Source organism: Nostoc sp. PCC 7524 (assembly GCF_000316645.1).
Classification (GTDB): Bacteria; Cyanobacteriota; Cyanobacteriia; order Cyanobacteriales; family Nostocaceae; genus Trichormus.
Window position 1 is genome coordinate 5,248,308 of sequence record NC_019684.1, and the last position, 14,837, is coordinate 5,263,144.

Sequence of the window (14,837 nt, forward strand, 5' to 3'; positions counted from 1 at the left end):
CAACTTTAAATGCAATGTGCCAAGATACAACAAAAAGACTATGTGGTAATTAAAATATGCCTAAAGTAATAGCTCAGGGTAGAACAATTGAGTGCGATCGCGGTACAAATTTACGCAAAATTCTGCTAAAAAGCAGTATTGACCTCTACAATGACGGTGCTAAGGTAATAAACTGTCGTGGAATTGGTAGTTGTGGTACCTGTGCAGTCAAAGTAGAAGGTGAGGTGTCGGCAGCGAATTGGCGTGATCAGGCGCGGCGATCGCTTCCTCCCCATTCTCCTACAAAAGACCTGCGTTTAGCCTGTCAAACTCAAGTATTAGGGGATGTGCGAGTAACTAAATTTGACGGATTTTGGGGTCAAGGTTCTCAAATTGTGTGGCAACCAGAAGGTTAGGTTAAAAAGGAGAAAATCAAGATGGGTAGATGGACACCGCTAATTTTGATGGCTGGAGGCTTGGCCATTTTAATGGGTACGATGATAGGCATTAATTTTCCTATGGGTGGTCAACAAACCGCCAATAACAATGCTCCAGGTAATGCTACAGGCACCAAAACATCAAAGGTACTGCCAGCTAACATTAATGTTAATAGCTCCTCTCCTGGTCGAAATAGGAGTAATGCTAATACGTCTGAAGCTAATACCTCGGAAAACAATACATCTGAAACCAGAGGTAATGTTGCTCAAGAGGACTTCAACAGCACTGAAGAAAGAGGCAACGTCACCCAAGAAGATCGCAGATCAACTAATAGGACTAGCGTTGCTCAAAATAACGCTCCCAACGATTCATTTCCTGAGAGTTCGTCAGATAACACCATAGAAGAGCAATCAACCGATACATCATCTCGTGAGTCCAATCAAAATAGACAACCGATTCGGGCTTTGTGGTAGGAGTTAGAGAGGAGATTGGGAATTGGGGAATAGGGACTAAGAACTAGGGACTGGTAAAATACTAGCCTCTAACCTCTAGTCTCTAGCTTCTCCCTGCTTGTATTAGTCATGAGTTATGAGTTATGAGTTATTAGTTGTACTAATGATAAATAGCTAACAATAAATGACTATTGACTAATGACTAGAGACATTTTAATTATTGGTGGCGGCGTGATGGGCTTGGCGATCGCCGTTGAACTGAAATTGCGCGGGGCAGAAGTCACCGTGCTTTGTCGTGACTACCAAGCTGCTGCTTCCCATGCCGCCGCCGGGATGTTGGCTCCAGATGCAGAAAAAATTACCGATGGAGCCATGAAATCTTTGTGTTGGCGATCGCGCTTATTATATCCAGACTGGACACGCAAACTAGAAGATTTAACAGGTTTAAATACTGGTTACTGGGCTTGTGGTATTTTAGCCCCAGTCTATGAACAGCAGGCAAGTAAGGAAGATTCACCTGCTTACTGGTTAGATCAAACAGCTATTCATCAATATCAGCCAGGGTTAGGAGCAGATGTAATTGGTGGTTGGTGGTATCCAGAGGATGCTCAAGTTGATAATCGTGCTTTAGTGCGTGTGCTGTGGACGGCGGCTGAGTCCCTTGGTGTGGAACTCAAAGATGGAATTACAGTAGAAGCATTTTTACAGCAACAGGGGCAGGTAGTAGGTGTCCAAACTAACACAGGAATAATTCGTGCTAATCACTATGTTTTAGCCACAGGTGCGTGGGCTAATGATTTATTGCCTTTACCAGTGCGGCCTCGCAAGGGGCAAATGTTGAGTGTCCGAGTTCCGGAATCTGTGCCAGAGTTACCTTTAAAACGAGTTTTGTTTGGTGAAAATACTTATATTGTACCAAGACGAAACCGTTCTATTATTATTGGGGCAACCAGCGAAGATGTCGGTTTTACTCCCCAAAACACTCCGGCTGGGATGCAAACCTTACTGCAAGGAGCCATCCGTCTCTATCCTCAACTACAAAACTATCCCATCCAGGATTTGTGGTGGGGTTATCGTCCAGCCACTCCTGATGAATTACCCATCTTAGGGGCTAGCTATTGTCCAAATCTGACCTTGGCTACTGGTCATTACCGCAATGGTATATTGCTTGCACCCATAACTGCCGCACTGATAGCCGATTACATCTGGGAACAAAAATCAGACCCCCTACTGTCTCACTTCCACTATTCACGTTTTCAAAAACAGTCATCTACCACCCCCATGCTCATCCACTCTCTATTCCCCACTCCTCCACTCCCCACTTCCCACTCCCCACTTCCTTCAGACTCCCCCCTCATCATTGCTGGCAAAACCTTCCATTCTCGCTTAATGACTGGGACAGGCAAATACCGCAGCATTGAAGAAATGCAGCAAAGTGTTGAGGCTAGCGGTTGTCAGATAGTGACAGTAGCAGTCAGACGGGTACAAACTAAAGCGCCTGGACATGAAGGTTTAGCAGAGGCGTTGGATTGGTCAAAAATCTGGATGTTACCTAACACAGCAGGTTGTCAAACCGCAGAAGAGGCGATTCGGGTGGCGCGTTTGGGACGAGAAATGGCGAAGCTATTGGGACAAGAAGATAATAACTTTATCAAGTTAGAAGTTATACCAGATCAAAAATATTTATTACCTGATCCCATAGGTACAGTGCAAGCCGCCGAACAATTGGTAAAAGAAGGTTTTGCTGTTTTACCCTACATCAATGCTGATCCCATGTTAGCCAAGCGTTTAGAAGAAGCCGGTTGTGCGACAGTCATGCCTTTAGCTGCACCCATTGGTTCGGGACAGGGTTTAAAAACAACTGCCAATATTCAAATCATCATTGAAAATGCCAATGTGCCGGTAGTAGTCGATGCTGGGATTGGCGCACCTTCAGAAGCATCTCAGGCGATGGAATTGGGAGCAGATGCCTTATTAATTAATAGTGCGATCGCACTCGCTCAAAATCCAACCGCAATGGCTCACGCTATGAATTTAGCAACAGTCGCCGGACGTTTAGCATATCTTGCAGGGCGAATGCCCATCAAAACCTACGCCAGTGCTAGTTCACCGCTTACGGGTACGATTAATTAGGGACTGGGGACTCGGAAGAAGCAGAGAGAAGTCTGAGCGGAGGCTTCCTCCGATCAGAACTTCCCTGCGGGACGCTACGCGAACGGAGGAGGCAGTACCTCTTTGCGGAATCCGCAGTGTGGGGCAGAGGAAATTTTATAGCTGTAGACAAGGCGATTAGGACATGACTAAAAGCTCAAACTGATTCATGGTATGGATTTTACTATTGCCTATTGCCTATTGCCTTCTGCTATAAATGCCCAATGTAACGATTTGTCTCTGGTGTTGTGAGTAATATATATCTGTCTTTATAAGATTAGATAAAAGATTCAGAGCAAGGAATTAATTCATGCCCTATACCAATGAAGAAGGCGGACGTTTAAATAATTTTGCCCAAGAACCTAAAATTTATCAAGCAGAACCTCCCACGGATGTACAAAAGCGTAATTACATCATTCTAGGAGTCGCCGCTACAATTTTGGTTGGCGGTCTGATTTTCGTCGCCTTCTCTGTTTCAAATCTCAGTTAAACGTAATACATTTTAATAAAAATTAATCTTTTTTTGGCATTTCAGGTTCCACTTTTATGGGAACCTTGTTTTTTATTTTGTTAAAATAGCATTAGGTGTTTAAAGTATAATTATATACATATGGATTAAAATATCAAAAACATAAATTTTAAGGTATAGATTTATCCTGAGCAGAGTAGCATTTACCGAATTATAGTCATAGTTGAAATTTTGGCATCGCTAGGATGCACTCTGTAAAGCGTTTACACTAATTTTTACTAGAATTTGGCTATTTAGCCCTCATGAGCGTGAATGATACTGCACACTCCGATAATTCTGCTTGGAACAGGCAAGTATATCACCGTCTAAAACTTGCTCTCAGTCTTGGTTTACGGCGACAACTATTTTTAGCCGTGTGTGATGATTTACAGTTAAGAAATCAGGTAGCTGCCCGACTGCATTCTACTTTGGCTTATCCTGTAGGGCAGGTGTTATATCAGCCAGGGGATGGTCAGGATAGTACACCCGCCTACCCCCGATTAGTGACTTTGCGTTTGAATTTAAATGAGCCAAACCCCATAGAACAAATCAATCAGTGGTTGACTAATTACCCTCCGCCAATTGTCGGTGTATCTAAAGACAGTCCAGGAAGGCCTTTACCAATACCAACATTTCAGATTGTTGGTGTAGAGCAGCTCACGAAACAACCAGTAGCCTGTCAGCGTTTATTTTTACATTATCTGCACTTATGCGAACAGTATTTTTCTGCTCCAGAATCTAGCCGATTTCTCGAATCTAGCGTGTTATTGTGGGTATCGCGTCCTTGGTTGTCTGCTATTCAGCAGTCAGCGCCGCAGTTTTGGCGTTGGCGTACTGGTGTATTTGTATTTGCTGGAGAACCTACACCAGCAACACAAAATCAAAGTCATCCAGAGCGTTTTTCTAGATCCAGAAGTGTAAACTTAGGGAATTTTGAACAATCCACGCTAGATGATTCAGGTATGGAAACAGAAGTCAGAGTTGCGGATACCACAGCACTAGAATTTGGAGATGATCTGGACTTGCTAAAAGAAATACCAGGCAATCCAGCGCAATTCCCAGATGAAGTTTCAGTATCAATTTCAGAATTATTAATTACTAAGCAAAAACAACAGGAACTCTCTGCTAAATCTAATATAGTTAAAACCCCATCACTGTTGTCTTTGTCTCATGTCAGCCAAGAATTAAAAGAGCTAGTATTAGCAACAAGTCACCAAAACGTAACCCAACAGGGAGATGACTGGCAACCACGGGAACTACTCTTAGGAATTGAGCAATTACACTCACAAAAAGCTTCCGGAGAGGTATTGGCGGCAGCTTATCATCAGTTGGGTAACTTATATCGGCTTCACATAGAGCAGGGACAATCAACGTTAGAAAATTTGATGGTAGCAATTATTGCCTATCAGGAAGCTATTACTTACGATGATAACTCTCCCGAATTGCCCAACATTCTTAATGATTTGGGTACACTTTATTGGATGCTCTATCGTACACCGCCCAATTCGGAAGACGGACAAACTTATATAGAGCAAGGCATAGAGTTCTATCATTTGGCTCTAAAAATGTCTCCCCCAGAAACCCACCCGGAAACTTATGCACGGGTGCAAAATAATTTGGGGACAGCCTACGGTGATTTAGCACGCTTTGCTAGTCCGGCAGAGAATTGGCAGAAGGCGGTTTCAGCATATAGTGAAGCTTTGCGCTACCGCACGGTGGAATTAGATCCATTGAAGTATGCAGCTTGTCAGAATAATTTAGGTACTGCCTACTGGCACTTAGCACAATATAATCAACCAGTTGTACATTTAAAGAAAGCGATCGCTTCTTACAAACAAGCATTAGCTCACTACAATCCCCAAAATGAACCCCTAAAATATGGGATGATTCAAAACAATATTGGTACTGCCTATTGGAATGTGGCACAGTACGAACAGCCTGGGGAAAATCTGCAACTAGCTATTAATGTCTACCGCGAAGCCTTAAAATATCGCACTCCCGCTAATGTTCCCAGTGCTTGCGCGGCGACACAAAATAATTTAGGTACTGCTTACTGGCATTTAGCTAACTTTGCCCAAACACCTAAAGAGGCGCGGCAAAAGTTACTGCAATTGTGTATTGATGCTTATGAAGAAGCTATCGCTTTGGCTAATTCACTCGGCAGTGCTGCGTTAAGCTTTGATTTGTTTGCTACTCATAATAATTTGGGACTGGCGCATTATCAGTTAGTTACAGATAATACTTTTGATGGAGATAAAGCTAGGCGATCGCAACACCTAGAAGCCGCATTAGACAACCATTTGCAAGCTTTACATGGTTTGAGTAAACAACCAGAGGCTTATCAAACAACTTTCACCTATATAGTGAAAACTATTCGTGCTTTCCACAATGAATTAGGCATCCAAGGACAAAATTTAGCTTTATCTAAAGTTCCTGGACATTTGTTACCGGAAATTTTACCTAAGTTGTAATAGTATTGATTGTTACAAAAAAAGTTAGTACGATCACATGGCAATAAGGTTAAGAGCGATCGCTGGGTAAGTTTTTCAGGTAATTAAATTGATGTTAGTAAATTTTTACCTCTTTGGTAAATTTCACGAGCGTAGTCTGTCCAACTGCCTTGTCCCCAATAGCGAAAACAACTTGTTTGCAGTAGAAGATTATGTAATAAAACTTGACGGTAATCAGATTGTTTAGTAACTGAAGAGGCTGTATCACTGAGCAAAAATTTATCGAACTTTTGATGAAACAAACTACTTAATTCATACATAGGAGATAAGACATTTTCATATCCTTTTACCCAACTGATATGATTTGTCCAAGATCCTCCATCCATGTGAAAATGTGGGTTAGTTTGTTTTAATTTTTGAATAGCATTTTCGACATCTTCAGGTTGATAATTGTCTAGGTTCACTTGTTGCCAGATTTGATATTGTCCAACAGGCTGACACATAGGGAAGTCTTCTAATTTACAACCAGCAGCCTCGATTAATTCTAAATACTCAGTGCCACTCATCCCCACAACCCCAGATTTCCCATCGCCGTTATTTACCATATCCCACCAAGCTTGTTTGAAGGCGTTAGGAAATTCATTCATCATCACACCACCATTTTCACCATCACCAATTTGACTGACTATTGGTGGAATTAAGACATTGCCTAATTTTTGTTTTGATAGGGTTTTGGCTTCATAATATGGCTGCATTTGTCCGACTAATTTAGTATCTGAACCTTGGGTTTTAATTAAAGCAGTAATACTAATTATTTCACCTTGAGAATTACGGGCAATCAGTTGATGTGGTAAATGTTTATTAATCAGAGATTGACCATCAATTGTTTCTACTGAATGTTCTTGTATCAGTAGCCAGCGATAGCCACATTCTTTTAAAGCTTTGACAAATGCAAATAATGTATCGGGGTGATTTGGTAGGTGCATTTCTGGCGGAGAAAAACCCTTAACTCGCGCTAAGGCTTCCCAGCCAAAAATGGCGGCAAAATGCTGTTGCCATGCCAAAATATGCAATTTAATATCTGGTATGGGCGTAGATGGTACAACAGCGTGACCCCACATTGTCCCTAACCATTCTACATAAGGTTGATAGGTAGGGTCACAAGTAATTCGCTTGAGGTTGTCTAGGATATCGTTGCGTTCCATTTGTCTGAGTCCCCACAACAGATTACCGGAGTAATCCAACATCACGCGGGGATTGCAACCTTGATTAACCAGTTCGGGAATGAAATCACCCATGCGGCTGTAACAATAGGCAAAAGGTGCGGCGTTGTGGTTGTCACCTACCTGGGGATGTTCAAACATATATTGCAGATTGCTGATCAGTTCGCCATGATGCCCAGCCGGGATAGTTGGTTGGTGCATATGTAAGGCGATCGCAAATACTGCATTCACATTTTCTAACTGTATATTTGTTGTGGGTAAGAATACAGGTGCATCATGATTGACTACGGAAAGCACCTCAGCCTCCCAGCCAGAGATATTCGGTAAACCATCAATAATTTCTGGCAGGGTAGTATTTTGTAAGGACAGCATTTTGGTTGCTCCGTAACAAAGAATATCTGATTATACTAATTTGTGTAATTTTTAATTCTGAATAGGCTATGGCAGAGATACAATATCACCGACTTCTTGGAGAAGCCGATGATCTAAAAATTTCGGGAATTTCAGCCTTAATTACAGATTTTATCGTCAGGACTTGCGGGCAAAGACAAAGGGCAACCTTTGTGCAGAGAACAAGAAATCACCAAAACGCTGGATTTTAGTGAATAAACTTGGTTGTTCTAGTGTTTTTGGTGCTGTGGGTGCTGCTATTTTTAATAGCAACTCCAGCAATCCCGGTGCTAAACGTTGACACCAAACTGCTAAATGACTTTGCCAACCCACTAAAATTTCTGGTGCATCTTTTTCTAATCCTATGACAAGGGCTTTGGCTACTTGCTGCGGAGTCATAGGGATCACCCAGCGAAATAGTTTGAAGTCCCTTACCATATCTGTGTCGGTGAGGGAAGGTAATAAAGCTTTTACCTGGATATTGTACTCCGCTAGTTCTCGCCGCAAGGCTTGGGTAAATCCTAAAATGGCAAACTTAGTAGCTGAATATGTAGCCATTGTGGGTGCGGCTACTTTCCCCATTAAACTGGAAACATTGATAATTGTCCCCTGTCGTTGGCTAGCCATGCGTTTGGCTATCAGACTGGTGAGGGTGTACATTCCCAATAAATTTACAGACAGTTCTTCTTGCAGTTGCGGGAGTTTGGAACGCAAAAATGAGTTTTGGTAAGCTACCCCCGCACAGTTAATCAGTAGGTGAATCGGGCCGTAACTGCGCCAAAGTTGAGCGATCGCAATATTAACTTCTGTTGCTTGTGTTAAATCAATGGCCAAGGTTGTAGCTTGCACACCCATCGCCTCAATTTCTTCGGCTACTTCCCTTAATTTTTGCCGATCGCGTGCTACTAAGATCAGCCGTTGTACACCTTGTTGTGCTAATTCTATGGCGATCGCTCGCCCAATTCCACGAGAAGCCCCTGTAATCAGGGCAACTTTGCCTTGAAGATTCATATTTGTTCACCTCCAGAGTCCAAGTCTTCACCCAGTGCATCATTCCTCAATCACCACTACACCCTGCACAGGGTAAGACAAATCGTCGGTTGTCTTGAAAATCCGAACAGCAATTAGTCCTGGCAACGATATATTTTTGGACTAATCTGCATTGCTGATAGTTTCAGTTTTTAACACAATTGGCTGAATAGATATAGCTCATAGGTTTTACCTCTCCTGAATCAGAGCGTTCATCAGCATCGTTGCCAATACACACGTTAGCAATTAAATCAATGACTTGCAATCTTTTTTAATAAGTATTTCTTAATACTTGTTTACAACGGTATATATAAACAATGCAATGTGCAATAAGTTTTTATAAATACTACGCGCTCAATATGGTGATCTCCTGACAAATTAGTCAATAGGCAATGGTTATTCTCCCACCCAATCCCCAATCCCCAATCCCCAATCCCCAATCCCCAATCCCCTATTTCCTCATTGCTTGATTCAACTGCTCTGTACTCAAAAAATCTAACAGACTGAGATTCAGGGGAGATGTACTAATATATTGTGCGTAGGATGGTTGTAAATAAACGCGGTATTCAGTGCGATCGCGAAGATTAGTTTCTAAAAAAGCTACGCTTAAGGCTTTGAGATAGGAATAAGCAACAGCACGATCAGGGCCTAGTAAACCATCAGGTACAGGTAATACATTACTTTCAGCAGGCGATTCTCCGATAAAAGTAAAGTGAGTGCTATTTTCGATTAAGGCTAAGTATTTATTGGGGTTAGTCAGCCAAGTAAAGGGGCGAATTTGTTCAGGTACTGGTGGAGCGAAAATATCTTGACTACCTGCTACCAACATCACAGGAACTTGAATTTGACTGATCCCACGTTCACCAAAAATCGCACTATTAACAGGATTAATGGCAATGATTGCCTTAATACGCTCATCCTGTAACACATAGTTGTCTAAAACTAACTGAGTTGCTTGACACTGCAAAATCAGCGATACATTTAAATTGGAATTATCGGGTTGACACTCTTGGCGGAGTTCTTCAAAGTTAAACTTTGCACCTGCTGAAGCTAAAACAGTATAACCACCAAAAGATTGACCAATTGCCCCTACCTGCTCGAAATTGAGTTTTCCCTTTAGCTTGGGATCAAAAGATTCCCTCCGTTGCAGTTCATCTAGTAGAAACTTGATATCTAAAGGTCGGTCGATAAATTCCTTTGGTTCAGGTGGTTCTGCCAAACCAGCAAAGTATTGCTGAAAGCGTTTAGCATTACTACCAGGATGTTCTAATACAGCTACAGCAAAACCATAGGATGCTAGATGTTCAGCTAAATAAGCAAATGTGTAGCGGTCTGAAGCAACACCATGAGAAATGACAACTAAAGGGAATGGCTGTTTTATAGCACTTTCGGCGGTTGTGGTGGGTAGGTACAAATCCACAGGGAGGCGGCGATCGCGAGACAGATCATTTAATGTCCAGCTGATTTTTTGCCAACGGAACTCTCCAGGCGATCGCAAGTCTGGCAATACAGAGAAATCAAAATTAGATTGGAGAGTTTGGATCAACGCTTGTTGTTGCAAGGCAGTAACAACTCTATCCCTAGTTTTGAGCAATTGCGACAAGTCATCAACTATCTTGACCGCTTCTGTAAAATTTAGTCGTACCCTATTACTAGGAAACTTCCGCAGGACATTGATAACTGATAAACCTTCTGGAGAAGCAGCCGACAAAATTAAAGCAGCACGCAAAGCATAGAAACCATTGCGGCGAGAATCAGTTAACAGTAATTCTCCTAGTCGTTGTAATAATTGTTCACCGACTGGTGAATAAGTCACTTGAGATACTAACGTAGGCGTGACATTGAAGCGAATCTGAAGTAGTTCCCGCAGTTGAGTCAGTTGTTCAGGAGTGGCGCGTTGGGAATAAAATCTCAAATCACTATCTATCTTCCCTTCTTTGGCAAAAGTTTCTAATGAATCAACAGGTAAGGAAAACTCCCCAAAAGGAGGGTAAAAAAAACTGATACGTTCTGCGCTTAAGCCGGGATTAGCAGATAAAAATGTAGATAGTAAACCTAAACTTAGGTATTTTAGAATTTTTTTCATGAAAATAGCCCGCTTTTCTACCATCACAGCCTGGAAGCAGAGGAAAGCGGGGCGGGATCTATGCCGCTTCCCTATTTACTAGGTTTAGATAACTAAAATGGGCTATAAACATCATAAAGCAAGCACTTACATTCACATCCAGGCATTTACCCCAGACATCGTATTTCATGCTTCCGGAATAGTCATTTTGACTGGAGATGACACTTACAAGCAGACTGAAGGCATATAAATAAAATTAGTGGTTTGATAGTAGATATAGATAGTGAAGTATCCCAATATGTCTTTCCCATCTTGCGCCAGTTGTGTTGTTGTTCTCAATCAACAACATGAGCAACAGATATCTCATCAAAACCAAGATGAGGATGAAACTATTCACCACAGACAAAATGCTAGTCAAGGTAAGACTGTGGTAGAAAATGGACGAGTTGTCGTGAAACAAGCAGAATCACCAAATAAGGCAAATGTTTGTGATATTTGAGTTCAGCGCATGACAACGAATCATCAAGGGTTTATGCAAGGGGTCTAGATGTCCAAACCCCCTGCACCCTTACACCCTCACAAAGCAAATAATCTTTTTGCGTCGGTTCTAGAGTTTATCTATTACCTGGACTTGCAGGAATTGGTTGAGTCTCAAAAGTAGGGCTGAATCCTGCGGGTGGTTGACTCGGTGAAGTCAAAGCAGGTACACCACCAATGCGATCGCTACCATCAATACAAATATCAAGCGCCTGAATAGGAGCAATGTTGATCTGGCTACGTAAATCTACTACACAATAAGCAAAACGCTCCGGTAGTAGACTGCGACTACAGTAATTTAAAACAGCTGGGTTAACTGCTTCCTGAGTATTCCTGCTAATGGAAACTACACAAGTAGCTAATTCCTTTGGCCGTCTTGCTTGTTCACAAACAGAAAGGGCATCGGTAGCACTAATCTCCGTGCGATTGTCAATAAAAACCACACATGAAGCTAACTCTGTTGGACGCAACGCCCTAGCACAAGCCCGTGCTGCCGCTTGTTCACTTATACCTACACCTAAGAGTCTACCTGCACAGGCGCGATAGTTATTATCATAAGATCCATCGGCAGCCATACTGGGAACACTGATTCCCACACAGCCAACCACAGCCAAAATCGGTGCTGTCAGCCGCATCAGATGACTTTTAAATGTTCCTGGTTGGTTTTTCCACCCACTAACCGCTTTTTTGCTCATTGCCGTTCTCCAAACACCCAAAGTTATGCTAACTCAAATGTGCAGCAAATCTTCTACAAATCAGGCAAAACCACAGAACAGCCAGAAAAATCTTTGAAAAGGACGACGAGGGAGCAGGGGAGATGAGGGAGCAGGGGGAGTAGGGGGAGCAGGGGGAGATGAGGAAGTGGGGGGAGTATGGGCTATTGACTATTGACCTATAAATTTTTGGTAATTGAATGAAATGATTTTTGCAATTATGAATTGCAGGTATTTATAATAGTATGTCTGGATAAAGTTTAAACAGGATTAGATTAAGGAAACTCATGTCCCGATATAGAGGGCCACGGCTTAGAATTGTACGTCGCTTAGGCGAATTGCCAGGATTAACTCGTAAGAGCGCAAGACGCGCCTATCCCCCAGGACAGCACGGTCAGAACCGCAAGAAGCGTTCTGAATATGCTATTCGTCTAGAAGAAAAGCAAAAGCTGCGTTGTAACTATGGTTTGACTGAAAAGCAGCTGTTACGCTATGTGCGTAAAGCTAGACGTGTAACTGGTTCTACTGGACAAGTGCTATTGCAATTGCTAGAAATGCGCTTGGATAATACCGTTTTCCGCATGGGTATGGCTCCCACTATCCCAGCAGCTAGACAGTTGGTCAATCATGGTCACGTTACGGTTAATGGTCGTGTGGTAGATATCGCCAGCTACCAAACCCGTCCCGGAGAGGTGATTGCTGTTAGAGATAGAACGCAATCACGGAAGTTGGTAGAAAACAACTTACAATATCCCGGTTTGGCTAACCTTCCCAATCACTTAGAGTTTGATAAAAACAAGTTGGAAGGTAAGGTGAACAGTGTCATTGAGCGAGAATGGGTGGCACTACAAGTTAACGAACTGCTAGTTGTGGAATACTACTCACGACAAGCTTAAGAGAGTGCTGAGTGCTGAGTGCTGAGTGTTGACTAATGAAAGTCCTATTACTCACAACTCAGGACTCATTGCTCAAAAGTGACTAACCCCCAATTTGGGACATGGTGCGGCTGTAAGTTCCTTGAGTCCCAGAGTCTCGCTGTTTAAAGTTAATTTCTGGCTTAATTGCTAATAAATGTCTAACCTGCTTTTGTAACTGGTGGATGCTCACACCAGAACGCAGAGCAGTTTTTAAGTTGATTTGACCAGTTTCATTTAATAAACATGGTCTAAGCCAACCGTCTGCACTCAGACGCATCCGGTTACAGCGATCGCAAAAACATTCTGACATTTGACTGATAAATCCTAGTGTCCCCTTCGCACCAGGAATTTGAAATACATCGGCTGGGCCTGCGCCACAAACTTGAGATTCTGTCAAGCCCCAGCGATCGCGGATTTGTTGGCGTAATTCGGCAGATGAAATCCAACCGCGATCGCTAAATAATTCCCCATTACCAATTGGCATAAACTCAATAAATCGGACGTGCCATTGTTTATCAATGGTTAAAGCCGCTAAATCCAAAATTTCATGGTCGTTAACCCCTGGAATTACCACTACATTGAGTTTCAAGGGGTCAAATCCGACACGATAAGCTGCTTGAATTCCATCCCACACTTGTTGCCAACGAGAACGCCCCCGACTACCAATAATTTGGTCAAAAATATCAGGATCAAGGGAATCCAGGCTAATATTAATCCGCCTCAAACCTGCATCATAGAGACTCTGCGCTAGGGGAGCTAATAAAAACCCGTTGGTAGTCATAGCGAGGTCTTGAGTTTGCTCTAAAGATGCGATCGCTCCTACTAAATCCACCACACGGGGACGCAGTAATGGTTCTCCCCCCGTTAACCGGAAGCGCCGAAAACCAACCGGAATAAATACCTCTTGAATTAACGTTAGTAATTCCTCATCAGTTAATAACTGTTGCTTGAGGATATAATCTAGCTCTGCCCCCTCTGGCATACAATACTGGCAGCGAAAATTACAGCGATCTATAAGACTGATGCGGAGGTAATCTACCTGATTCATTGTAAGTTTTATTTTTATTGTGTGCGATCGTTGTTGTTTGCTGCTAATGACTCGAAGTAATTACTATCTTAGAAGAAGGTAAAGAGACAAGAGGAAGAAGGGAGAGAAAAACGAACGACTATTGATTATTGACTATGGACTATTGACTATCCAATTATGCCAAACACTATTTCCATTACCGATTCTCTGGTTCCTAATCCTGCGCCTAAATCAGCAATTATTCGACTAGAAAATATTTTTAAAATCTACGGCAGTGGTGAAACTGAAGTCAAAGCCCTCAATGATGTGAATTTGGTGATTAACGAGGGTGAATACTGTTCCATTATGGGGCCTTCTGGTTCAGGTAAATCCACAGCGATGAATATCATCGGTTGTTTAGATCGCCCTACTACGGGACATTATTACTTAGATAATGTCGATGTGGCACAAATGCAAGATGCTCAATTGGCCAGTATCCGTAATACTAAACTGGGGTTTGTATTCCAACAATTCCACCTTTTAGCCCAATTGACTGCTTTAGAAAATGTGATGTTGCCAATGGTGTATGCTGGTGTCAACCCGACAGAAAGACGCGATCGCGCTGCCGAAGCACTCACAAAAGTCGGTCTAGCAAATCGGATCAACAACAAACCCACTCAATTATCTGGGGGGCAGCAACAACGGGTAGCGATCGCGCGTGCTATTGTTAATCGTCCTGTTGTCCTCTTAGCTGATGAACCTACTGGCGCACTCGATTCACGCACAACCCAAGAAGTTTTAGATATTTTTACCGAATTAAATTCTAGTGGGATCACTGTAGTTATGGTCACGCACGAACCAGAAGTTGCTCGTCAAACCCACCGCATAGTCTGGTTCCGCGATGGTCAAGTAGTGCATTCCCACCTCACCCCAGAAGATCTAACCCACCTAACTACATAATCATCCCACACATAAAAAA

13 protein-coding genes are annotated in these 14,837 nt (G+C 42.5%); 8 read left to right on the forward strand and 5 right to left on the reverse strand.

Annotated features, from left to right (window positions below; all coding sequences use genetic code 11):
• The first annotated feature begins 56 nt into the window (after nt 1–56).
• The 5 genes from NOS7524_RS21320 to NOS7524_RS21340 all read left to right on the forward strand — a co-directional run bounded on the left by NOS7524_RS21320 (nt 57) and on the right by NOS7524_RS21340 (nt 5,999).
• Nucleotides 57–395: a 2Fe-2S iron-sulfur cluster-binding protein gene (locus tag NOS7524_RS21320; RefSeq protein ID WP_015140556.1), complete on the forward strand. Its 339-nt coding sequence runs from the start codon at nt 57–59 to the stop codon at nt 393–395.
• A gap of 21 nt (nt 396–416) precedes the next feature.
• The gene (locus tag NOS7524_RS21325) at nt 417–890 is read left to right on the forward strand and encodes a hypothetical protein (protein WP_015140557.1); all 474 of its coding nucleotides are present in this window, start codon (nt 417–419) and stop codon (nt 888–890) included.
• Nucleotides 891–1,067: 177 nt separating this feature from the next.
• Nucleotides 1,068–3,002: a glycine oxidase ThiO gene (gene thiO, locus NOS7524_RS21330; protein ID WP_015140558.1), complete on the forward strand. Its 1,935-nt coding sequence runs from the start codon at nt 1,068–1,070 to the stop codon at nt 3,000–3,002.
• 328 nt (nt 3,003–3,330) lie between these two features.
• Nucleotides 3,331–3,510 (forward strand): photosystem II assembly protein Psb34, encoded by a 180-nt coding sequence (gene psb34 / locus NOS7524_RS21335; RefSeq protein ID WP_015140559.1) that lies wholly within the window; start codon nt 3,331–3,333, stop codon nt 3,508–3,510.
• Nucleotides 3,511–3,791: 281 nt separating this feature from the next.
• Nucleotides 3,792–5,999 (forward strand): tetratricopeptide repeat protein, encoded by a 2,208-nt coding sequence (locus NOS7524_RS21340; RefSeq protein WP_015140560.1) that lies wholly within the window; start codon nt 3,792–3,794, stop codon nt 5,997–5,999.
• Between the two features lie 83 nt (nt 6,000–6,082).
• Here NOS7524_RS21340 and NOS7524_RS21345 read toward each other — a convergent pair whose 3' ends face one another.
• The 3 genes from NOS7524_RS21345 to NOS7524_RS21355 all read right to left on the reverse strand — a co-directional run bounded on the left by NOS7524_RS21345 (nt 6,083) and on the right by NOS7524_RS21355 (nt 10,706).
• Complete coding sequence (locus NOS7524_RS21345; protein WP_015140561.1) at nt 6,083–7,573, reverse strand: hypothetical protein; 1,491 nt, start codon at nt 7,571–7,573, stop codon at nt 6,083–6,085.
• Nucleotides 7,574–7,729: 156 nt separating this feature from the next.
• Complete coding sequence (locus tag NOS7524_RS21350) at nt 7,730–8,602, reverse strand: SDR family NAD(P)-dependent oxidoreductase (RefSeq protein ID WP_015140562.1); 873 nt, start codon at nt 8,600–8,602, stop codon at nt 7,730–7,732.
• A gap of 469 nt (nt 8,603–9,071) precedes the next feature.
• Entirely contained in the window at nt 9,072–10,706 is a 1,635-nt protein-coding gene (locus NOS7524_RS21355; protein ID WP_041555888.1) for an alpha/beta hydrolase, read from the reverse strand.
• A 277-nt stretch (nt 10,707–10,983) separates the two neighbouring features.
• Here NOS7524_RS21355 and NOS7524_RS21360 point away from each other — a divergent pair, with 277 nt between their 5' ends.
• Nucleotides 10,984–11,184: a hypothetical protein gene (locus NOS7524_RS21360; RefSeq protein ID WP_015140564.1), complete on the forward strand. Its 201-nt coding sequence runs from the start codon at nt 10,984–10,986 to the stop codon at nt 11,182–11,184.
• A 115-nt stretch (nt 11,185–11,299) separates the two neighbouring features.
• On the opposite strand, the gene NOS7524_RS21365 is transcribed toward NOS7524_RS21360, so the two are convergent.
• The gene (locus NOS7524_RS21365; RefSeq protein WP_015140565.1) at nt 11,300–11,917 is read right to left on the reverse strand and encodes a hypothetical protein; all 618 of its coding nucleotides are present in this window, start codon (nt 11,915–11,917) and stop codon (nt 11,300–11,302) included.
• Nucleotides 11,918–12,222: 305 nt separating this feature from the next.
• Here NOS7524_RS21365 and rpsD point away from each other — a divergent pair, with 305 nt between their 5' ends.
• Nucleotides 12,223–12,831, forward strand: a complete 609-nt coding sequence (gene rpsD, locus NOS7524_RS21370; protein ID WP_015140566.1) for a 30S ribosomal protein S4 — start codon at nt 12,223–12,225, stop codon at nt 12,829–12,831.
• 82 nt (nt 12,832–12,913) lie between these two features.
• Here rpsD and moaA read toward each other — a convergent pair whose 3' ends face one another.
• The gene (gene moaA, locus NOS7524_RS21375) at nt 12,914–13,900 is read right to left on the reverse strand and encodes a GTP 3',8-cyclase MoaA (RefSeq protein ID WP_015140567.1); all 987 of its coding nucleotides are present in this window, start codon (nt 13,898–13,900) and stop codon (nt 12,914–12,916) included.
• A 156-nt stretch (nt 13,901–14,056) separates the two neighbouring features.
• Between moaA and NOS7524_RS21380 the strand changes: the two genes are divergently transcribed.
• Nucleotides 14,057–14,818: an ABC transporter ATP-binding protein gene (locus NOS7524_RS21380; protein ID WP_015140568.1), complete on the forward strand. Its 762-nt coding sequence runs from the start codon at nt 14,057–14,059 to the stop codon at nt 14,816–14,818.
• Nucleotides 14,819–14,837: the final 19 nt, after the last annotated feature.